The organism is Prosthecobacter debontii (assembly GCF_900167535.1).
Taxonomy (GTDB): Bacteria; Verrucomicrobiota; Verrucomicrobiia; order Verrucomicrobiales; family Verrucomicrobiaceae; genus Prosthecobacter; species Prosthecobacter debontii.
Genome location: NZ_FUYE01000011.1, coordinates 37090 through 58038, shown reverse-complemented (window position 1 = coordinate 58038; position 20949 = coordinate 37090). Strand labels below are relative to the sequence as shown.

Sequence of the window (20949 nt, the reverse complement as noted above, 5' to 3'; positions counted from 1 at the left end):
GCCTGAAATCAAATCCGGCTCGTCATTTTTTGATCAGCCGCAGCACACTTTGCCTCCCACTCTCATGAGAAACCTCCTCATCGGCACGTCTTTGCTCGTTCTGTCCAGCCTCTGGGCCGCAGACCCGGCTGAACTGAATAACCTCCGAAACTCTTATCAATCCGCGATCAATCGAGCGGTCAAACCCATCACCGACACCTACTTGGTTGAGCTGACTAAGTTGAGGGATACCTACACCCGCAATGCCAATCTCGAAGCCGCCAATTCCGTCCAGTTGGAGATTGACCTGCTGAATGCGAAAACGGCCGCGACTGTGGGCACGGTTGGAACCCTCACCACCGTATTGGATGCCGTAGCGGTTGTGCCTGCCAATTCGATGGAAGGTTTCAAGCTCGGGTCGGTTAGGCGGGGAGATGTCATTACGGTCAGCTATGTCAGCGGACTGTGGAAGAGTGATGGCAGTATCCCCACGGAGAATCCAGATGCAGAAACGACGGATCGAGGCGACAAAACCCGCCTGGCCATCGCCGAAAGCCCCAAGGAGGGTCGCCCTGGCGATGTGATCAAGATGGTGCCCGCACATACCCGTGATAAGCCTTTCAGCTACACCGTGCAGACCACTCGAGAAGACGTGGTCCTACGCATTCACTATGGCGGTGACAACCCCAAAGCTCCCGGCAGTGTCACGTATAAGGTCAAGGTCCAGCGTTAATCCCGGCATTCATCACCGCATCGTTTCCGCCTGAGCGAGGACATCGGCAAAAGGCACATGCTCCAGCAAGCCAAAGGTGTCCAGCCGAGTCAGGCGAGCACGTGAGGTGGCGGGGCTGGAGATACCGCAGAGAAAGCGGGCCAGCTGCCGCGGTGTGCGGAGCGCGGCATGGCGGTCATCGAGGAGGCGACGAATCGCGGAGACATCCTCCGTCGTGATTTCTGGGATCGCCGAAAAGGGGATGGAGCGTGGCTCGGTGATATCTTTCCCTTGTTCCCGATCCTGGCAACCGGTACAGGTGCCGCAATCCTGCTCAAGCTCTTCCCCAAAGTAGCGAAGCAGCCAGCGCGTCAGGCAGCCGCGCTCACTCGCTAGTTCCAGGATCTGATTGAGACGCTGGATGTCTCGGCCTTCACGCTCGGCAAAGAGCTTCTGCATGCGTTGCGCCGCCTGTTCGGGATCACGCTCCGCCCGATCACCCGCGAGCCGATACTTTTGGCGAGCACCACTGGGTTTGAGCTGAATGTCTCCCGCTTCCTCCAGCCAGCTGAGTGCTTTCAAGATACGCTCGCGCGATTCCTCGATCTGGGTCGCAGCCTCATCGGGATTCACAGTGGTCCACTTGGAGCCTCGCTTGCCACAGGAAAATAGGCGTCGCAGAAAAGCCTGCCGCTCGGGTTTATGCCCAGCCAGGATGCGGGCCTCGGGTTGGTTGAAGGCGTATTGATAGCTGGAATAAAAGGTCCCCAGCGGACGCAGCAGACCTTCCAACTCCAAGTGCGTGAGCACCGTCTCGATGACCAGAGGTCGGATGTCCGTGCTGCCGGAAATCTCATAGAGTGAAAGATCGAACTCCTCGCCCTGACGTAACAAATGATCCGTCAAAAGCCGCAGTGCTTGCGGCGTCGGGGTATCGCCATAGGTGAAATTTTCCAACACGATGCGGTCGTCCTGGCAGGCAAGCATCTCACAAACCGAAGGCTTACCATCACGACCTGCTCGACCGGTCTCCTGCATGTAGTTCTCCAGCGTCTTGGGCAGGTTGTAGTGATAGACCGCGCGGATATCCGCCTTATCGATGCCCATACCAAAGGCGATGGTGGCCACGATGACATCGGTTTCGCCCGTCATGAAACCATCCTGCGCCGCATGACGATGCTCATCGGGTAAACCTGCATGATAGGCCAGAGCATTGACCCCATTTTTCTGCAAATAGGTGGCCACTTCCTCCGCCGTCTGTTGCAGCGTGACATAGACGATGGAGGGTACCTTGCGTTTCAGCAGGAGCTTAGTGAGCAGCTCCTTTCGTTTATTACCGGGACATGGCGTGATGCGGTAATGCAGATTAGGCCGAAAAAAGGAGGTCTGCACATGGTCCCGCTCAGCAATGTCGAAGGCCTTGCGAATGTCCGCTGCGACACTGGGTGTGGCGGTCGCGGTCAAAGCCAAAACGGGATGAATCCCCAGCTCTCGGGCCACATGCGACAGTCGCAAGTATTCAGGCCGGAAGTTATGCCCCCACTCCGAGATGCAGTGCGCCTCATCCACGGCCATCATGGCTATCTTCAGCCGTTTCAACCGCTCGATGAAGCTCTCACTCATCAACCGCTCCGGTGCGATGTAGAGGAGCTTGATGGCTCCACTCCGCAAATCATCGAAGACCTGTTGAACCTCCTCTTGCTTCAGGGAGGAGTCCAACCGCGCGGCCCGGATGTCCTTGGCACACAAGGCTTCGACTTGATCCTTCATCAAAGCAATGAGTGGTGAGATGACCAATGTCACTCCCTCCATGAGCAAGGCCGGGAGCTGGTAGCAAAGGGACTTGCCCGCACTGGTCGGGAACAAAGCAAGCGCACTCCGCCCCTCCAGCAGAGCCTGCATCACCTGTTCTTGGCCCGGGCGGAAAGCCTTGTGGCCAAAGTGCTGGCGAAGGGTAGCTTGGAGGTCGTGCGGCATTAGCGTGAAGGAATCACGGACTACTCGCTTTCACAACCGCCCAGGGTGTGTAGATCAGCACTCCGCCAAACCCAGAAAGCGCGGGCCGGATGTGTTTGGCGAGCGAAACCTTTCGATCACGAGAGATTCCATCGCCAAACGATCCAGGGGTTGGTGGACGGCGTGCCGATCCAGGATGTAGTCACACCCCAGCAGCCGGAGAATCCGGCGATCACCTTGTGAAGATTGCGTGGCTTTCACCGCCGGACACATCCGGCCGACGAAAGCTCGGTCACTCCGCAAACCGCTCGCGCAGATGCTTGAGATGCCATTTAGCATCGGTGGGCTTCCCTGTGGCGTGGACCATGATCTCCCCGGGCAATGGGGTGCCGCCTTGGGAATGAACTTTCTCACGCAGCCAAGCAAGGAGAGGTGCGTAGTCAGCCTTATCGAGGGCGGTGGCGATCTTCTTGGATTTGCGGGCGGTGCCGAAAAGCTGGGCCGCGTTCAGGTTACCCAAGGTGTAGGTGGCGAAGTAACCCAGACCGCCCATGCTCCAATGGATGTCTTGGAGACAGCCATGGGCATCATCCGGTGGCACCATGCCGAAGAGGCTCTCAAACTCTTCATTCCAGGCCGCTGGCACGTCTTTTACCGCTAGCTCTCCACTGACGATGCGACGCTCAATGGCGAAACGCAGGAGGATGTGCAGGTCGTAGGTGGCCTGATCCGCCTCGACACGAATGAAGGAGTATTGGGCCCGATTGATGGCCTGGAGGAAGTCATCCAGCTTCACCTTCTTCAGGTGCGGGAAGATCTCGATGGTGCGCGGCAGCCATTTTTCCCAGAAGGCGCGAGAACGGCCGACGTGGTTTTCCCATAGGCGGCTCTGGGATTCGTGAATGCCCAGCGAGCAAGCACGACCCGAAGGCAAACCGAAGTCGTCTTGGGGCAGGCCCTGCTCATACAGCCCGTGCCCAGCCTCATGCATGACCCCGAAGAGCGATGAGGTGAAATCGCTCTCGTCATACCGGGTGGTCAGGCGAATGTCCGCAGGCCCGAGTGTGGTGCAGAAGGGGTGCGCTGTGGTGTCAATGCGACCCGCTTCGAAGTCGAAGCCGAGGCTGGCGGCCACTTCCGCGTTCAGTAGTTGCTGCTTCTCGATGGGGTATTTACCGCGCAGCACTTTTGGGTTCACGGAAGCGCTTTGCTCCACAGCCTGCCGGGCGATCTTGGCCAGTTCAGGTTTCAGGCGAGTAAAAAGCGCCGCTACCTCATCGGTCCGGGCACCCCGCTCATAGGTTTCCAGAAGGGCATCGTAAGGTTCGTTGGCATAACCCCAGAGATCGGCCTTTCGGCGGGCGATGGAGACGAGCTTTTGCAGATGTGGGGCGAAGAGACTGAAGTCGGACTTTTGACGCGCTTCAGCCCAAGCCGCTTTACCATGAGCACAGATCTCGCTCTCCTCGATGACGAGCTTTTGCGGCAGTTTGACCGCACGGTCATAGTCCCGGCGCAGTTCCTTAAGGTTGGCAGCGGCTTTAGCATTCCGAGGCTTTTCGGACTCGGCTTTCTCCAGCAATTTGCGGAAAACCGTGCCAGTAGCTAGAGCGTGGGCCTTGCCATTGAGATAGGACATCTGACGCGCACGGAAGGCCAGGGCCTTGGCGGGCATGTAGGTCTCTTGATCCCAAGAAAGAGTGGCTTCGGTGGAGGAAAGGAGGGAGACCTCCTGCACGAGGGCGACGAGTTGGTCGTAGGCTGTAGCGGGCATGAGATTATTTCAGCTTGGCAAGGCGGTCCTTCGCCCAGGTCAGGCCCTGTTGGATGATGTCATCTCCAGGGACCAGAGCGGCGAGTTTCTCCCAGCGCTTAACGGCAAAACTGAAGGCATTGCGGGCCTCGTCCTTTTTTTTCAGGCTCTCGCTCGTGTGCCCCAGCACGCCATACATTTGGGCGAGCTGGATTTCATGAGCCTTGCGGTCAGGGGTAAGGCGTTCGTCCGGTTCCTTCGTCAGCAGTTCCTCCATGGAAGTGACGGCTTGTTGGATGATCGGCAGTGCCGCTGTGGGCTTATTGAGGTCGGACATCAGTTCCGCGTATTCGCCGCGCAGTTTCGACAGCAGGTAACCGTAACGAAGGTTGTCCGGTTCATCGGCCAGGATTTCATTCAGGAGCTCGATGGCGTCCTGCTTCTTCTTCACGGCATCGTTGTTATTACCGGCATCACGCTCCAACAGGGACACCCCACCGTAGTTCTTGGCGAGCTGATACTTGACCTCCGCCCACTCGGGCAGCAGGCGATTCAGTTCCAACAGGATAGGAATGGCCTGCATATGCGCTTCTCGGGCTTCTTTGGCCCCGATGCTCTTGCTGATCAACTCCGCCAACTCCGTGTAAGCATCCGCCAACATCAGCGCCTGCTCTTGATTCCGTGGAGAGGAGCCCATCACCAAGTCCCCCATCTCCGTCACGGCGTCGATGAGCGTGGTCAGCGCATCTTGAAGGCGGCCGGCATCACGCTGGGTCAGGCCCTTGGCAAATTTGGACCGAGCCAATAAGAAACGCTCTTCGGGGATGAACTCCGTGCCGATGAGTTTCGGGTCGAGCACGTCTGAGACATGGGCCAGAGCTTTTTCGGCATCGGCGAGATTGCCATTCTTCTGCATGCGCAGGCCGTATTCCATCCAGGCCCGGGCACATTCGTTGCGAGCGAGACGGTTTTTCGGGTCTGCGGCGAGCCCCTCGGTCAGACTCGTGGTGGCATCCCCCAATAGGGCCAAAGCACGTTCTTTATCTCCCTTGCGGGTGGCGAGATCAGACAGGAGCAGGCTATATTTGCCAAACCACTGATGGAAGAGCGCTAGCTTAGGATGGTTTTTCCCATCTTTCAGCAGGAGTGCCGCCTGATCCCGAGCTTTTTCCAGATACGTCTGGGCGGAGTCGTAATCCCGCATCCGCAGGTGAATCTGGCCGATGTTTCCATAGGCACGCAGGCGCTCGACCCCCAATTCTGGATCACTTTCCAAGGCAGGCAGGGCGGTCATGCAGAAGGCCAGAGCATCCCGAAGCTGACCCTTGGCGAATTGGGTGTCCAACTCATTGCTGGTCGGAGATTGCAGGAGCTGGGTGAGGAACTGATCCACCGCCGTCTGAGAATGCTGCAAATTCGCATCCGCCGTTTTCTTCTGGGCAATCGAGGTATCGCGCTGACTAGTGAGGGTGGAGATTTTCTCCTCCCGGGCCTTGATCTCCCGTTGCAAAACCTCCTCGTTTTGAGCGATCACGACCTCTGCCTTTTGCTTCCCGCGCAGGGTGATGAAGGCATAAATGGCCGTTAATACCAGAACCGTGAGCAAGCCCAGTGCGGTGACCTGGAGCGTGCGGACTTTGACCGCTTGTTTTTTGCGTTCGAAAACCGTCTGTTCTCGGGATTCCTCCAGCAGGAAATCCGATTCCAAGACCTCAAACTCGCGCACCACCTCGCGCATGTCGGCCCAGCGAGCGGCGGCATTCAGGTCCAAGGCGCGCTCGATGATGTTGCGACGGCGTTCATCCCACTTGGAGGTCGGGGCGTCTGGCCAGACGATTTTGGGCTGGGCTCGGACGGCGTTGACCAATGCCATGCTGTCGATGCCATACGCCAGCCCGGAAGCGGACTTTTTCTGAGCCAGCGCCAACTGCTCCGCCCAAGCTCGCGCTCCACGGGGAAATTGACCGGTCAGAAGACGGTAAGCAATAACACCGAAACTGTACACATCCCAACTGGCACCATAGCCCGCAAAGACACCTTCGGGATTCTCCGCCTGCTCAGGGCAGAGATGGACAAAGTGGTCGGTCAGCTCTAGATGATGGATGCCTCCCACCCAGCCCTGGGCCATGTCCGTGATACGGATGCTGGCGCTGGCATCGTCCTCCATGAGGATGTTACAAGGCCGAAGATTACCATGTGGGATGCCGTGCCGATGGAGCCATGCCAGAGCATCGGCCATCTGATAAATGCAGCCCCAGGCGAGATCTGAATTGGGCTTCGCGCAAAGGGTCTCCAGCGTCGTTGTCTGCCAGCGGCGGCTCTGCCCTTCTTTCACCATCATCCCCACCAGAGGGGTCACAAGATAGTAGGGGCTGCGCTCAAAATTGTAATTCTCCACGGGGAGCACTGCCTGATGATGAGGCATCTGCTGAAGGGCTCCCAGGGCCGTAGCCAGGGCCTTGCGATTGATGGCCATCGAGGAGAAGACCTTCACCGCACAGCTCTTGCCTCCAGCAGAAGCCCGATACACAGCACCGCAGGCGCCACTGCCGATCAGTTCCTGCAATTCATGTCCAGCGATATCCGGCAAACTCATGCAAGGCGAGGGGCAGTGGTTGTCATGGCGAGGGTTGATTTGTGGCTCTTCAGCCAGCGACCGATGCTAGAACCTGCAACCCGCAGAGGCCAGGGTCAAGCCAGCGCTTAGACGCAGAATTCCCGCCAAACGTTCAGCCAGAATGCATTCCTTCGTCAGACGGTCGTTTTCTGCCCGACAGATGGACATTCCGCTTAACGTTGGTCTTCCTCCTTTGTCATGATTCGCTGTCTTTTATTCTCTCTCGTTTCTCTCTCCCTCTATGCTGAAACGGCCCCGAAGCCGACGCTGATTCTCCATGCGGTTACAGATCGGCCTGAAGCTCTCTATCAAATCGGCGAAACCGTGCGTTTTGACATCTCCGTGCAGCAGGCTGACAAGCCAGCTCAAGGGGAAGTCCTCTGTAGCTTTTCTAAAGACGGAGTCGAACCCAAACGCACCGAAAAAATCCAGCTGAAAGACGGGAAGGCCAGCGTCACCGGCACCCTGGATGAGCCTGGGTTCCTGCAACTGCGAGTTTCTTTACCCGACCACCCTGAATTTGCCCTCGCGGGTGCCGGGTTCAATCCTGAGCAGATCAAACCCAGCCTGCCAGTGCCGGAGGATTTTGATGCCTTTTGGGACAAGCAAAAGACTGCCTTGGCCGAAGTGGCGATGAAGTCCGAGTTGACCCCCCTCCCCACCACCGTGCCTGGAATCGATGCCTTCGACGTACAGGTCTCCTGTTTGGGTGCCCCTGTCTCCGGTTATTATGGGCGTCCTCAAAACGCGAAGCCCAAGAGCTATCCAGCCATCTTGTTCGTCCACGGTGCAGGCGTTGGCGGTTCCTCCCTCGGTGCCCTGCCTTGGGCAACTCGTGAAGGCGGCATGCTCTCTCTAGACATCAATGCGCACGGTCTGCCCAACGGCCAACCCAAGGAGTTCTACGACGAGCAGGAAAAGGGACCTCTCAACGGCTACCGCTTCCAAGGTCGCGATGACCGGGAGCAATGCTACTTCAAGGGCATGTTTCTGCGTGTGATTCGCGCTATCGACTTCCTCACAGCTCAGCCTGAGTGGGATGGGAAAACCGTGATCATCTATGGTGGCAGCCAGGGTGGGTTTCAGGCCTTTGCCGCCGCAGGCTTGGATGACCGTGTCACCTTCTTCTGTGCGGGCGTGCCCGCAGGCTGTGATCACACCGGCATCGTGGCTAGCCGTATCAATGGCTGGCCGAAGCTGGTCTTGGTCACCGATGGCAAAGCGGATGAAAAGGGGCTGCAAGCCGCACGCTACTTTGACAACGTCAACTTCGCCTCCCGCGCCAAATGCCGCGGCGCTGCCGTCACCGTGGGTTTCATTGACACGGTCTGCCCACCTACCAGCGTCTATGCGGCCTACAATGCTATCGGCGTGCCGAAGACGATTTTCACCATGCCTCTCACGGGCCACAAGAGCAGCCCAGAAGCCAGCCAGTTCCTCACCGATGCCGCCTTGGCTCACGTTCGTGCCATGAAAGAAGCGCAGTGAGTAGCCCCCTGCATCGAGTCGTATTTCACACACTCTTTGTCGTGGAGTCGCGGGGGCCGATTGACGTATAATAGCATCCTACCCAACCATGAAATCTGCCGCTGTCGTCAATTACGCCCCCGAAAAGGGTTCCGTCGAAATCCGCGAAATCGATAAACCCACGATTGGCGCGGAAGACGTTTTGCTGGAAGTCGCCAATGTCGGCGTCTGCGGCAGCGACCTGCACCAGTGGACTTCGGATCACTCATGGCCAGTCAATTACCCTGTCGTGCTGGGCCATGAGTTTGGTGGTCACATCGTCGAGGTGGGCAAGGAGGTGGAAGGCTGGAAGGAAGGAGACCGTGTGGTGTCAGAAACCGCCGCCATCATCTCCAAGGACAACCCGATGACCCGCAGAGGTCTCTACAACCTGGACAATACCCGCAAGGGCTTTGGTTATGGCGTTAACGGTGCCATGACCAAATACGTGCGCGTGCCCAGCCGCATCCTGCACCATGTGCCGGATCATCTCCCCTTTGAGCAAGCCTGCCTCACGGAACCCTGCTGTGTGGCCTACAATGCCGTGGTGAAAAACGCCCGTATCGAACCTGGCGACCGCGTGGTTGTTCTCGGCCCAGGCACCATCGGCATTCTCTGCGCGGCCATGGCGCGCCTTTGCGGAGCCGAAGTCGCCATTGTCGGCCTGCCCCAAGATGCGCATCGGCTGGAGTTGGCCCGCCAGCACTATGGCTGCGAGGTGATCATCGGTGATGCCAAACCCTGGGCGATGGCTCGCGATGGTTTAGGCTGTGATGGTGTCATTGATGCCGCCGGCGCCAGTGTCACGCTCAAGATCGCCTTGGACATCGTGCGCCCCGCAGGCTGGATCAGCAAAGTCGGCTGGGGTCCTCAGCCGCTCGGCTTTAACATCGACCCGCTGGTGCAGAAGAACATCACCCTCCAGGGCAGCTTCAGCCACAACTGGCCGATCTGGGAGCGTGTGATCGCCTTGCTCTCCAGTGGCCAGTTTGACGTCAAACCCATCATCGGCGGCGTCTGGCCCATCACTGACTGGCATGAAGCCTTTGAAAAAATGCACAAGGGCGAAGTCGTGAAGAGCGTGCTGCGGCCCGTGTGATTTTTTCCCCGCAGGATTTCTCGCTAGTTGTGGTCTTGGGGCACGTTTTCTCCTGCCCATGAAGACCCTTCTTTGCCTCTCCCTCCTCTCCACCGCCGCCTTCGCTGCGGATTACTCTCGCGTCATTTTTGCCGATGACTTTTCCAGCGATGGCTTCGGGCCTCGCTGGGGACACTACAAGAGCTCCAGTGTCGTCAAAGACGGCGTGCTGGTGGGTATCACCGCTCCGACTTCCGACCACAGTGCGGTGGACAACATCAAGTTCGACGGTGAAAAAGACCTCCAGGTGTCGGTGAAGTTCAAGTTCGTCAGCGACAAGGCCAAAAGCTTCAACGTCTGGTTCGATGACAAGAACTACAAAGGCTCCCATGCAGGTCACATCTGCCAGGCCACCATCAGCCCGACCAGCGTCAATCTGGCGGATGCTAAGACCGGGGGTTTTGATCTGACTGGCGGTCTGTATGATCGGAAGAAAGCCAATCAACTGACGGCGGATGAAAAGAAGATGCTGGCCAGCAAAGCCAAGCGCCTGCCCGTCAAACTGAGCCTCGAAGAATGGCACACCCTAGTCGTAGAAACCCAAGGTGATGAGCTGCTGGTGAGCATTGATGGCAAAGATGTCGGCAGCTTCAAATCGGAAGGGATTGCCCATGACACCAAGTCTCTGGTGAGCCTCACCACCAACCCCGTGGACGTTCATTACGACGACTTCAGCCTCAAGTCGGCTGCGAAGTAGTTGTCGTATTTCACATAGACTTTGACGTGGAGATTGGCGCCAAGCCTTCGTTACAATGGGCCAACCTCAAACCCGGCCAACCTTTCTCCATGTCACGTCTCGCCAATAAAGTCATTCTCGTCACCGGTAGCGCCACAGGCATCGGTAAGGCCATCGCCAAGCGCTGTGTCGCCGAAGGCGCCCAGGTAATCATCCATGGGCTTGAAGCCGATCTTGCCGCCAACGTTGTGGCTGAGCTCGGCTCCCACAAGGCGGTCGCCCACGTTGAAGATCTCACGGCCGAAGGTTGCCCTCAGCGACTGGTGGATCTGGCGGTGAAGACCTTCGGCAAGCTGGATGCCATCGTGAACAATGCCGCGATGGTTTCCCAAGGGAATATCCACGACACCGATGCTGCCTTCTTCATGAAGATGATCTCGGTGAATACCTTGGCTCCCTTTCTCCTCATCCAGGCAGCCCTGCCTGAGCTCACCAAGACCCGTGGGAACGTACTGAACATCGGCAGCGTCAATGCCTACAGTGGCGAGCCGAATCTGCTGCCCTACAGCATCTCCAAAGGGGGCCTCATGACCCTGACACGGAATCTCGGGGACACCCTGATGCGTGAAAACGGCGTGCGGGTGAATCAGATCAACCCCGGCTGGGTACTCACCGAAAACGAAGCCCAACGCAAACGCGAGCACGGCCTCAAAGAGGACTGGTATACCGACTTGCCCAAAGTCTATGCACCAGCAGGACGCATCCTCTGGCCCGAAGAGATCGCGGCCGCAGCCGTCTTTTGGCTGGCGGATGAAAGCGGTCCCATCAGCGGACAGGTGATGGACTTGGAACAGCATCCTTTCATCGGACGCAACCCCCCCAAGGATAGCTCGACCATCCCGACCAAATAAACCCGGATCACCTTGCTATGAAACGACTCACCACCTCTTGGCCGATTCTGGTGATGGCGTTCCTCGGGATCTGCACCATCGCTCTCGGTGCGCCCAAACCTAACATCCTTTTCATCCTGGCCGATGATCTGGGCTATGGCGATCTCGGGTGCTACGGCTGCCCCGATATCCGCACGCCTCATCTCGACCGACTGGCTCAAGAAGGCGTTCGCTTCACCCAGTTCTATGCCAATGGCTCGGTCTGTTCACCGACTCGTGCGGCCTTCATGAGTGGACGTTATCAGCAGCGCCTAGGTCTGGAGGATGCGGTGACGTATCAGGAATTTGGGCGGGGTCTTCCTGAGGATGGCGAGACCTTAGCAGATGCGCTAAAAGCAGCTGGCTATAACACCGGCCTCATTGGCAAATGGCATCTCGGTTACGATCTTGAGCGGCGGCCTCTGCAGCAGGGGTTCGATCACTTTTTCGGCTTCCTCGGCGGCAATCATCATTACTTCCAGCACATGGATCGCATTGGCGTTCCGGATCTTTGGTTAGGCAATGAAGCCATCGCACGTCAGGGCTACACCACCGACTTACTCACAGAGGATGCCAAGGCTTTTTTAGCGAAGCCTCGCGAGCAACCTTTCTTCCTTTATCTGGCCCATGCCGCCCCCCACTTTCCTTGGCAGGGACCGACGGACGAAAACAAGCTCGTCGAACCCAAGAAGCCTTCCTGGCAAGAGGGGGATCGGCAAACTTACATCGCCATGGTGGAGCGTCTGGACCACGGCATCGGCCAAGTGCTCGCCAAGCTCGACGAACTTGGTCTCCGGGAGAACACGCTCGTCGTTTTCTCCTCGGATAACGGCGGGCATACGTATTCCCGCAATGCGCCCATGCGTGACTTCAAAGGCACCATCTGGGAGGGAGGCGTGCGCGTCCCATGCATTGCGCGGTGGCCTGGTGTGATACCCGCAGGCACGACCTCCGCTCAGATGGGGATCACCATGGATTGGACCGCGACTTTTCGGCGTCTCGCCGGACTAGGACCTGACGCTCAGCATGAAGATGGTGTCGATGTGATGCCTTTTCTAACCCAGAAGGCTCCGTCTCAAACACGCACTCTGTTCTGGAGGCTGACCAACCGACGTCCTAAAAAACAAGTCGAGGAGGGACGCTCCGTCTGCCAAGGCCCCTGGAAGCTTATCGAGTATGCCACCGGCGAGCGTTACCTTTTCAATCTGACGGACGATGTGGGTGAGCAGCAGAACCTGATTCAGCATCACCCCGACCTCGTTCAGGAACTTCATCAAAAGCTGGACGCCTGGGAAAAAGACATCGCCGCTTCTACGCCTAACTAATTTTATCATTTTATTTGATTTATGCCTAAGCTCGCCGCCTTCCCCAAAGCCTTCATGCAAGCCCTCTGCAAGGAAGGCACGATGACTGTTTCCGAATGGATTCAACTCGCCTCGAAACTGGATATTCAGGGCCTGGAGTGGTATGCCGGATTTCTCGAAATGGCCGATGAGAAAAACTGGCCGCGTTTCCGCCAAGAGGTCGAAGACACGGGCAAAGTCATCCCGATGATGTGCTGCTCGCCAGACTTCACGCATCCCGATGCGGAGTTCCGAGAAAAGGAGATCGCCAAACAGAAGCGCTGGATTGATATGACGCAGGTATTGGGGGGCAGTTACTGCCGTGTGCTCAGTGGTCAGCGCCGCCCTGAACTGAGTGTAGATGAAGGCGTCAAACTCGCTGCCGATTCTATTCACGCTTGCCTGCCTTACGCGCAAGAGAGGGGCATCACGTTGATTCTAGAGAACCACTACAAAGACGATTTCTGGGAATACCCCGAGTTTGCTCAAAAGATGGATATCTTCTGCAAGTTGGTCGCTGCGGTGGATCATCCCAACTTCGGTGTGAATTACGATCCTTCCAATACCTACCTCGCCGGAGAGAATCCCATTGAGTTGCTCAAACGCGTCTCGCACCGCGTGGTCACGATGCATGCCAGCGATCGTTATTTGGCTGAAGGCACCATCGAAGATCTCCGCAAAGAGGAAGGCGGTGCTCTCGGTTATGCCAAACGACTCCGGCATGGTGAAATTGGCAAGGGCCTCAATGACTATGACGCCATCTTTACCGAACTGAAGAGTAAGGGCTTCGATAGCTGGATCAGCATCGAAGATGGAGTGGATGGTATGGATCAACTCGAGCGCAGCGTCGCTTTCCTGAAGCGTAAAATTGCCCAGCATTGGGGCTGATGCTCGGTTGAGACATTGCAAAAGTTGTTAAGCCGAGACCTCGCCCTTCGTTTTTCTCGGGTGCCTTCTCTTTGATCCTCGATTTTGTTATGAAAGCGCTGCTCCTGACCTTCACCCTTCTGGTGTGTTTGGCTTTTGCCGAAAAAAAACCGGTTTCCCTTCCTGCGGGAATTCGGATGGAACGGGACATCGCCTACATCGAAGGAGGTGATGAGGCGCAGAAGCTGGATCTCTACCTCCCTGAGAAAGCACCCGACAAACCCCTTCCACTGATCGTACACATCCATGGCGGTGGCTGGCGGGCAGGCAGCAAGTTTCCGTGTCCCATCTCCGTGATGGTTATGCGTGGTTATGCGGTGGCCAGTGTGGAGTATCGTTTCAGCCAGAAAGCGATTTTCCCGGCGCAAATTCAAGACTGCCAAGCGGCCATTCGCTGGCTAAGAGCCAACCGCGAAAAATACCATCTCGATCCCGAGCATGTGGGAGTGGTCGGAGGTTCAGCAGGCGGACACCTTTCCGCGTTGGTCGGCACTTCAGGTGGGAAGAAGGCTTTTACACCTATCGGGGCTAACGAAGCCGAAACCGATCGTGTCCAGGCCGTGTGTGACATCTATGGCCCGGCGGATTTCACCACCGTCGTGCAGCAGGCGGAAGCAGACTCGAATGTGAAGAACATCTTCCAGTTCAACACCCCGAGTGACCCCTACTCGTCACTCATCGGCACCCGGCTCGACGATCAACCCAAGAGCAAGGCCGTGAGTCCGATCCACTATGTCAGCCAAGACACGCCTCCTTTCCTCATTCTTCATGGCACACACGATGCTCTGGTGCCCTATGCGCAGAGTGAGCAACTGGCAGCAGCCTTGAAGGCGAAAGGTGTCGAAGTGTGGTTACAAAAGCTCCCCGGCTCTGGCCATGGCGGGCCAGCTTTTGTCAGACCTCAGGTGATGCTACTCATGCAGAACTTTTTCGATAAGTATCTGAAGGGCACAGACGTGAAGATTGAGCTCGTGCCGGAAGCTGAACTCGCGGTGGATCCGGAAAAGTAGATTCGCATTTAAACATCACTCGTTAGGCCTGTTTGCGGGCCAAGACGCCCCTCATCTTGACCTTCATGAAATCCCTGCTGCTCACTTTCAGCCTTTTCACTAGCTTCGTTCTCGCTGAGGACTGGGGCGCGTATCAAATCGTCTCCGCCAGTGCACCTGAGTTCGTTCTGGAAGCTGTTGGAGGGACTCAAGAGGGGGATGTCGTCTCCATTCAAAAACCTAATGGAGCGGCCAATCAAAAGTGGATTTTCGATCCCAAAGGTGATGGCTGGTATTGGGTGATGCCCGTCTTGACACCAACCCTGGCGCTTACCGTCGCCAATGCTGAAAAGAAGAACGGGGCGAAGGTCACCATCGAGAAGTACAACAAGTCTGATGCTCAACTCTGGTCCATCCAGAAGCATGACAATGGCTCCTACACGCTCACACCTAAACACGCCGCTGGCATGGGCTTGGATCACTTCGGTGGTAAGAAGGAAGCGGGGGCTAAAGTGGACCTCTGGACTTATCGGGAGAACGACACGCATCTCCAGTGGTTCATCCATCCTCTCGCGGGCACCGGCATTGTAGCTAAGACAGCGGAAGAGCCCGCAGGTTATCAGCCACCCGAGATCGCAACAGAAGCCATCAAGGAAGGCAGCATCAAAGAGTTCCGCTTTACCCAGAGCAAGGTATTCCCGGGCACTGTCCGCGATGTCACCGTCTTCATTCCGGCTCAGTACGATGCCAGTAAACCTGCCTGCGTGTATGTGAAAACCGACGGTTATAATCCCCGAGAAAAAGAGCTCATGGAAACGATGATCGCGACGGGAGAGATCCCTGTGACAGTGGGGGTTTTTGTCAGACCAGGGACACTCCCCTCTCCCGTCAAAGGCACTGTTGATCGGCGTAATCGTTGTTTTGAATACGATGCCGTGAATGATAACAACGTGCGCTTCTTCGATGAAGAATTGCTGCCCTTCGTGGCCCAGGAGTATCAGCTCAACCTCAGCACCAGCGGCAATGACCGCTGCATCTCCGGCGGCAGCAGCGGTGGCATTACGGCCTTCACCGCCGCATGGAATCGACCCGAAGCGTTTAGCCGTGTCTATGCCGCCAGCGGTAGTTGGGTGGCCTTCCGTGGAGGGCATGAGTTTCCCATCTTGGTGCGGAAATTTGAGGCCAAACCCATCCGCTCTTTCCTAACCACCGCCACGCATGACATGGAAAACGCGGCTGGCGATTGGTTCCTCACGGACCAGGAGATGGACAAGGCCCTGAAGTTCTCGGGCTATGATTACCAATTCCGCATCGTCGAGGGCAAGCATGTGGCTGGATACATGGATTACTGGCGCGAAGCCATGGCCTATCTTTGGAGAGACTGGCCAGCTCCTGTCAAAGCAGGCCCCAGTGCACCCCGTGCTCAGGAGATCCTCATCCCCGACGAGGGGTGGCAGCTCGCTGCCGAGGGCTTCAAAAGCACACGCGGCCCCTCCACCAATGCGCAGGGGGAAGTCTTCTTTGCCGATACAACCAACGATCAAATTCATCGCATCGATACCGAGGGCAAAGTCAGCGTCTTTGCCAAAGACACCGGCCATGCCCATTGTGTCACCGTGGGTCCCTACGGCACCCTCTACACCATCTCCGAGAAGTCAGCGCAACTCATGCGTTACGACATCGCCGGCAAGGCCAGCGTCGTGATGGAAGGTATCCAGGGTCACTCCATCTTTGCCCGGCCGGATGGCAGCCTTTACGTCACCAGTAATGACGATAGTAAACCGAACAACGGCGGCAGTGTTTGGCTCATCAAAGACGGCCAGAAAAAGCAGGTGGATGCAGGCATCAAGTTTGCCACCGGTCTGGCCAATCGCCCGGATCAATGGCTTCTCTCCGTCGCCGAAGGTCACTCCAAATGGATCTACAGCTATCAGATCAACGACGATGGCACCCTCACGCACAAAGAGCGTTTCTTTCATTTGCATGTAGCCGATTGGGATGATGACGCGGGTGCCGAGTCGGTGTGTTACTCTCAGGAAGGTCGGCAGTTTTCCGCCACCCGCAGCGGCATTCAAATCAGCGCCGATGATGGCCCCACGCAAATCATCCTGCCGGTCCCTGATCGCAGCCGCGTGACGGGTGTTGCCATCGGCGGCAAGAACAAAGACATCCTCTACGCCTTCTGCATGAACAAAATCTGGAAGCGCAAGATCCAGCAGCATGCCCTGGGAGCCTGGAGCCCTTGGACGAAGGTGAATCCGAATAGACTATAGCGAGTTCACTCTGCGTTTCACAAATGGATATCTAACATTCACCTCTCCTTGGAGATGCCTATTTGAAGGTCTCCGTTGGCTCCGTAGCTCACTGGGTAAGGTCTCGATATACCTGAGTCATTATCCCTCTTGTGAGTGAAAATTGCCACATCTCGGCCTTCCTTCAGGGGGAGGACTTTCATGATGTAATGACCCTTCGGGATAGCAACGTGGTTAAGATCTGCTTCCTGTGCCGTAGCTGTTAATTCTGGCAGGTGATAAACATAGTTTTCATGGCTGCGTTGACCCCGTACAGCTTCAGGTAATTGAGCGTGATGTGCTTGAGCCCACGCCGTGTCCAGCACACCGCCGAAGGAGAGATACCAGCGCCCCTCCCGCTGCCATAACTGGGGGGTTTCCATCCGCTCAAAACACTGCGGCCATGCCAGAATCCCTGCAGACTCCCACTGACGCAGATCTCGAGAACGCACCAGAGCGAGGCAACCACTCTGCGCCAAGGGTGTGTCCAAGACACGTGCACAAAGGACCATGTAAAACCAGCCCTCATGGACTTCAGGCAAGATGTAAGGATCACTGATGCCGATCCAGCGCTGGGATTTGCCTTGCCATGGTGATTCGAAGGGCGAGTCACCTTTTTCTGCAAAGGTGTCAATCAATGGAAAGAGCGGCTGAGGCTCTGTCTTCCAGTTCGTCAGGTCATCGCTGAGAGCCAAGCCCACGCCGTCTCCTGCGGTGCCACGCCCCGTGAAGAACATCCACCAACGTCCCTGATGTTTGATGATGCTGCCTGTCGCGATGTGGCGATCATTCCATGTGCCCGAGAGCGCTCCTAGAGCTGGGCCTTGATCCTGCCAATGCAAGAGATCACTGGAGGTGGCATGCCCGACGTGTTTGTAGAAGTCATTGTTTTTCCACCGTCGATCAAGGCCGACGGCTTTGGGCAATTGTAGATAAAAGGCGTGCCAGCGGCTACCATCATGCACGAACCAGTTGTCCCAACTCCACATGCCCACAGGTTGAAAAGCCGGTCGTGCATCCTCTGCTCCGAAACATGATTTCCACGAGATGCCACCCAAGAACGTAAGGTAGCCAGCCATGAGGAGTGATCGCATCATCTGGGTTAAAGGGAGCCTCGCGGGCAACTAGCGGACGGGATAAGGAGCCTTGTTGGAACGAAGTGCATCGACCTCTGCCAGCGCCACCTTGATCACCTCGGTGGTTTGCTTGCGCCGCGAGAAAGCGATCAGCAAATGCCCATCTTGCTCTACCACGTGCGGGTATTGGAAAGTTTCCACAGGTCCCACGCGCAAAGGTTGCTGGATCTTCGGATCTGCAGGCAACGTTTGTGGAATCGGTAAGGCTGCCATGCGGGTGAAGGTGACTCCATCCTCCGAGGTGGAGAGACAGAGAGGGTTACGCTGCTTGGGATTCGCGTTCGAGATCAAGACGTAATACCCCTGACTCGTGCGCAGGCCAAAGAACTTGCTGGTGGCATCGGGAAAGTTGGTTTTCTCCGGATTCGTCCAGGTACGGCCATGATCACTCGAAAGAGCGCGATAGAAACGAAAGGATCCACTGTTATCCCGAAAGAGCCCAAGCAAGCGACCATCAGGAAGTGACCACCAATCCGGCTCTTCGGGGCGAAAGCCATCCTCGCTTTGGTAAGCCACGAGAGGCACGGCTTTCCAATCCAAAGGCGAAGTCACGCCTCCAAACATCATGGACACCTTACGCTCATGATCTCGCCTCAGCATGCCATACTCTCCGTTAGGCATTTTTTGAGGAGGAAAGTTATTGATGGCGTCTTCCATCATGACTCCCAGCTCTTTCCACGTTTGAGTTTGAGGCTGCCATTCCCACGCCATCAACTTCAGGCTTTTGCCGAAAAAGTGCACTCGCCCACGATCATCGAAAGCCTCATCATGGCTTGCGATGGCGATCAATTTTCCCTCCCTGACCCATAATCCGCGAGCGATGTAGCGAAAGCCTTTCTGAGGAGATGACGGCATCAAGATGTGATCGTCACTCCACTGAAGACCATCCGGACTCGTGGCAAAGCGTACATGCTGAGTGGGATTGTCCTCGATGACGGGTCCATGACTCCAGATGCACCAGTATTTCCCCTCATGATAAGCCAAGTAGTTATGCAGCCGGAACTTCCATTGGGCATCGCCATGCGTTACCAAGCCATGATCTCCCTTGAGAACCGGTAGCTTCTGAAAGTCAATCCGATCTGGGTCTTGGCCAACGCCTGGCAGATCGAGCATGGGCGGGAGATCGGCAGCATGGTTCACACCGACTGCGAGGAGAACTGTAGCCAGGTAAAGGAATGATTTCATAGGCATCAGGCATTGCCGAGACGATTACAAAACACCCATTTGCTCACCGGCTAGCAGTGATCAAACGGGTTTCCGGCAAGGATGTTTCGAGCGGTGAAGGCTTAACTCGCTTTCACCTCGCCACAGAGGGAGACATGAACGCCGAGTTCGGCCATGGCGGCGGCCTTGATGCGAGCCGCACGGTGGGCTTGCTTGGCGTTCGGTGTATAGACGACCTGGATATGGTTGGACTTATGTCGCGCCATCATCTGATCCCGGCTCACACCCTTGAGCACCGCGTGCATGATCGGCCATTGCGGCGTGGTTTCCTGCCAGCGGCGCTCGGTTTCCGCTTCAGGCAGCTTCACCACCTCCGCCACACCGATGTCGCAATGCAAGACCCCATCCATCACGAAGACACGACTCCACACAATGTGTCCGGGTTTGCTAACTCCCTTCAAAGTACCTCCACCCAGGCGGAAATACATGGAGGGCTGTCGTTCCGTGCTCGCCCCCTTCCAACCACCGATGAAATGAGCGGGCGGCGCAGCACCGCTGATGAGCAGCACCCAGACATAGTCATCGCCGTATTGTTGGCCCCAGCGCAGATCATGAAGGGTGTTTTCCGGCGTAAAGCCCAACTCTCGCCACAGACGATAGGTCACAAGGCCATCCAGCCCAGCGCACTCGTCCACCTCATTGAAGTGCGGCAGGGCCTCTCCTTCAAACAAGATTCGTTTATCATCCGCACTGCGCACCGGGGGACGGTCAACGTTGTTGAGCATACCTTCCACCAGATCACTGGCCGGGGTGAGATCCTTCAATCCCTGCTGATATTGGATACCGATGGCATCACAGCCAAACTCATCCGCCAAACGAACTGCAGCGATGTACATTTTACATTGCAGGAGGATTTGCGGCTCCGTCAGCTCCATCGCATCATTTTGACCTAACTGCATTTGCAGTCCCTTTTTCTTCAACCAGGCATAGACTTCGGCGGCATCCCCATCGCTCACCGTCTGCATGGCTGCGAACAAAGTGGATTGGCTGAGGCGTTCTTTAAAGCAGCCCGCCGCGTGGAAGAGGTCATCAGGAATGATGGCATTGAACATGCCCATGCATCCTTCATCGAAGACCCCCAGAATGGCTTTGTTCTGGCGAAAACGGCGACCAAAATCACGGCCCACTTGCTCTTCATCCGCAGGCAGCTTGAGAAGCGACAACGGACGCACATGAGACTGATCATGCGTCACCGTGCCGGTGGTCAGCCATTCCTTGAGTCCATTTTTGAAAAACGTATCCGTGAAAGTTTCGCTCCAAAGCGTGGAGTAACGCACCCCCGCCTTGGTGAGGGAGGCGTTCAAGTTGAGCAATCCGACGAGGCCAGGCCATTGGCCGCTCCAGTTAGCGACGGTGAGGATCGGTCCCCGATGCGTGGTCAGCCCTGCTAAAACGTGATGGGAATACTGCCATACTGCCTCAGCCACAATCAGCGGCGCATCTGGATCGATGTTGCGGAAAACCTCAATTCCTTCACGCTGGCTGGCGATGAAACCGTGTTTTTTCTTGGCATCGTAGGGATGCGCACGTTTGATCTCATAACCTTCGGCCTTGAGCGCTTTAGCCAACGCATCCTCCATGGCTTTTTGGGCGGGCCAGCAGGTTTGGTTGGCAGAGAGGCGGAGGTCACCGCTGGCGACGAGCTGAATGAATCGGCGGGTTGGCATGGTTGGCTGAGCTTGTCTCAAAGCCAGTTCCAGAGGCAATTCCTCCCTGCTGCTCATTCTTGCCGGAGGATTGACGATTCTTGATTCATCCGTTTTCCTGACAACC

15 protein-coding genes are annotated in these 20949 nt (G+C 56.6%); 9 read left to right on the top strand and 6 right to left on the bottom strand.

Going from position 1 to position 20949, the window contains the following annotated elements; genetic code table 11:
* Positions 1-64: 64 nt before the first annotated feature.
* Positions 65-712 carry a hypothetical protein gene (locus B5D61_RS16135; protein WP_139373306.1) on the top strand — a complete coding sequence of 216 codons (648 nt, stop codon included), beginning with the start codon at positions 65-67 and terminating at the stop codon, positions 710-712.
* A gap of 12 nt (positions 713-724) precedes the next feature.
* On the opposite strand, the gene B5D61_RS16130 is transcribed toward B5D61_RS16135, so the two are convergent.
* From B5D61_RS16130 to B5D61_RS16115, 3 genes are all read right to left on the bottom strand, one after another.
* Positions 725-2668: a RecQ family ATP-dependent DNA helicase gene (locus B5D61_RS16130; protein WP_078814446.1), complete on the bottom strand. Its 1944-nt coding sequence runs from the start codon at positions 2666-2668 to the stop codon at positions 725-727.
* Positions 2669-2939: 271 nt separating this feature from the next.
* Positions 2940-4421 carry a carboxypeptidase M32 gene (locus B5D61_RS16120; RefSeq protein WP_078814444.1) on the bottom strand — a complete coding sequence of 494 codons (1482 nt, stop codon included), beginning with the start codon at positions 4419-4421 and terminating at the stop codon, positions 2940-2942.
* 4 nt (positions 4422-4425) lie between these two features.
* The gene (locus B5D61_RS16115) at positions 4426-6996 is read right to left on the bottom strand and encodes a protein kinase domain-containing protein (RefSeq protein WP_078814443.1); all 2571 of its coding nucleotides are present in this window, start codon (positions 6994-6996) and stop codon (positions 4426-4428) included.
* A 219-nt stretch (positions 6997-7215) separates the two neighbouring features.
* On the opposite strand from B5D61_RS16115, the gene B5D61_RS16110 reads away from it, so the two are divergent.
* From B5D61_RS16110 to B5D61_RS16075, 8 genes are all read left to right on the top strand, one after another.
* A complete protein-coding gene (locus tag B5D61_RS16110) occupies positions 7216-8505 on the top strand; it encodes an acetylxylan esterase (protein ID WP_078814442.1) in 1290 nt (429 codons plus the stop codon).
* 88 nt (positions 8506-8593) lie between these two features.
* A complete protein-coding gene (locus B5D61_RS16105) occupies positions 8594-9622 on the top strand; it encodes a zinc-binding dehydrogenase (protein WP_078814441.1) in 1029 nt (342 codons plus the stop codon).
* A 58-nt stretch (positions 9623-9680) separates the two neighbouring features.
* Positions 9681-10358, top strand: coding sequence for a 3-keto-alpha-glucoside-1,2-lyase-like domain-containing protein (locus tag B5D61_RS16100; RefSeq protein WP_078814440.1), 678 nt, complete (start codon positions 9681-9683; stop codon positions 10356-10358).
* An 89-nt stretch (positions 10359-10447) separates the two neighbouring features.
* Positions 10448-11248 carry an SDR family oxidoreductase gene (locus B5D61_RS16095; RefSeq protein WP_078814439.1) on the top strand — a complete coding sequence of 267 codons (801 nt, stop codon included), beginning with the start codon at positions 10448-10450 and terminating at the stop codon, positions 11246-11248.
* 17 nt (positions 11249-11265) lie between these two features.
* Entirely contained in the window at positions 11266-12591 is a 1326-nt protein-coding gene (locus B5D61_RS16090) for a sulfatase (RefSeq protein WP_078814438.1), read from the top strand.
* Between the two features lie 21 nt (positions 12592-12612).
* Complete coding sequence (locus tag B5D61_RS16085; protein ID WP_078814437.1) at positions 12613-13497, top strand: sugar phosphate isomerase/epimerase family protein; 885 nt, start codon at positions 12613-12615, stop codon at positions 13495-13497.
* Between the two features lie 89 nt (positions 13498-13586).
* Positions 13587-14546 (top strand): alpha/beta hydrolase, encoded by a 960-nt coding sequence (locus tag B5D61_RS16080; RefSeq protein WP_078814436.1) that lies wholly within the window; start codon positions 13587-13589, stop codon positions 14544-14546.
* 65 nt (positions 14547-14611) lie between these two features.
* Positions 14612-16798: an RICIN domain-containing protein gene (locus B5D61_RS16075; RefSeq protein ID WP_139373305.1), complete on the top strand. Its 2187-nt coding sequence runs from the start codon at positions 14612-14614 to the stop codon at positions 16796-16798.
* A 38-nt stretch (positions 16799-16836) separates the two neighbouring features.
* Here B5D61_RS16075 and B5D61_RS16070 read toward each other — a convergent pair whose 3' ends face one another.
* From B5D61_RS16070 to B5D61_RS16060, 3 genes are all read right to left on the bottom strand, one after another.
* Positions 16837-17805, bottom strand: coding sequence for a glycoside hydrolase family protein (locus B5D61_RS16070; RefSeq protein WP_217699003.1), 969 nt, complete (start codon positions 17803-17805; stop codon positions 16837-16839).
* Between the two features lie 135 nt (positions 17806-17940).
* Positions 17941-19137 carry an exo-alpha-sialidase gene (locus tag B5D61_RS16065; RefSeq protein ID WP_176159476.1) on the bottom strand — a complete coding sequence of 399 codons (1197 nt, stop codon included), beginning with the start codon at positions 19135-19137 and terminating at the stop codon, positions 17941-17943.
* A 101-nt stretch (positions 19138-19238) separates the two neighbouring features.
* Positions 19239-20843, bottom strand: coding sequence for a fucose isomerase (locus B5D61_RS16060; RefSeq protein WP_078814543.1), 1605 nt, complete (start codon positions 20841-20843; stop codon positions 19239-19241).
* Positions 20844-20949: the final 106 nt, after the last annotated feature.

Bases quoted from the DNA above. Each gene is read 5' to 3' on its own strand.
- B5D61_RS16135 (WP_139373306.1), top strand. From the start codon at position 65: ATGAGAAACCTCCTCATCGGCACGTCTTTGCTCGTTCTGTCCAGCCTC.
- B5D61_RS16130 (WP_078814446.1), bottom strand. From the start codon at position 2,668: ATGCCGCACGACCTCCAAGCTACCCTTCGCCAGCACTTTGGCCACAAG.
- B5D61_RS16120 (WP_078814444.1), bottom strand. From the start codon at position 4,421: ATGCCCGCTACAGCCTACGACCAACTCGTCGCCCTCGTGCAGGAGGTC.
- B5D61_RS16115 (WP_078814443.1), bottom strand. From the start codon at position 6,996: ATGAGTTTGCCGGATATCGCTGGACATGAATTGCAGGAACTGATCGGC.
- B5D61_RS16110 (WP_078814442.1), top strand. From the start codon at position 7,216: ATGATTCGCTGTCTTTTATTCTCTCTCGTTTCTCTCTCCCTCTATGCT.
- B5D61_RS16105 (WP_078814441.1), top strand. From the start codon at position 8,594: ATGAAATCTGCCGCTGTCGTCAATTACGCCCCCGAAAAGGGTTCCGTC.
- B5D61_RS16100 (WP_078814440.1), top strand. From the start codon at position 9,681: ATGAAGACCCTTCTTTGCCTCTCCCTCCTCTCCACCGCCGCCTTCGCT.
- B5D61_RS16095 (WP_078814439.1), top strand. From the start codon at position 10,448: ATGTCACGTCTCGCCAATAAAGTCATTCTCGTCACCGGTAGCGCCACA.
- B5D61_RS16090 (WP_078814438.1), top strand. From the start codon at position 11,266: ATGAAACGACTCACCACCTCTTGGCCGATTCTGGTGATGGCGTTCCTC.
- B5D61_RS16085 (WP_078814437.1), top strand. From the start codon at position 12,613: ATGCCTAAGCTCGCCGCCTTCCCCAAAGCCTTCATGCAAGCCCTCTGC.
- B5D61_RS16080 (WP_078814436.1), top strand. From the start codon at position 13,587: ATGAAAGCGCTGCTCCTGACCTTCACCCTTCTGGTGTGTTTGGCTTTT.
- B5D61_RS16075 (WP_139373305.1), top strand. From the start codon at position 14,612: ATGAAATCCCTGCTGCTCACTTTCAGCCTTTTCACTAGCTTCGTTCTC.
- B5D61_RS16070 (WP_217699003.1), bottom strand. From the start codon at position 17,805: ATGTGGAGTTGGGACAACTGGTTCGTGCATGATGGTAGCCGCTGGCAC.
- B5D61_RS16065 (WP_176159476.1), bottom strand. From the start codon at position 19,137: ATGAAATCATTCCTTTACCTGGCTACAGTTCTCCTCGCAGTCGGTGTG.
- B5D61_RS16060 (WP_078814543.1), bottom strand. From the start codon at position 20,843: ATGCCAACCCGCCGATTCATTCAGCTCGTCGCCAGCGGTGACCTCCGC.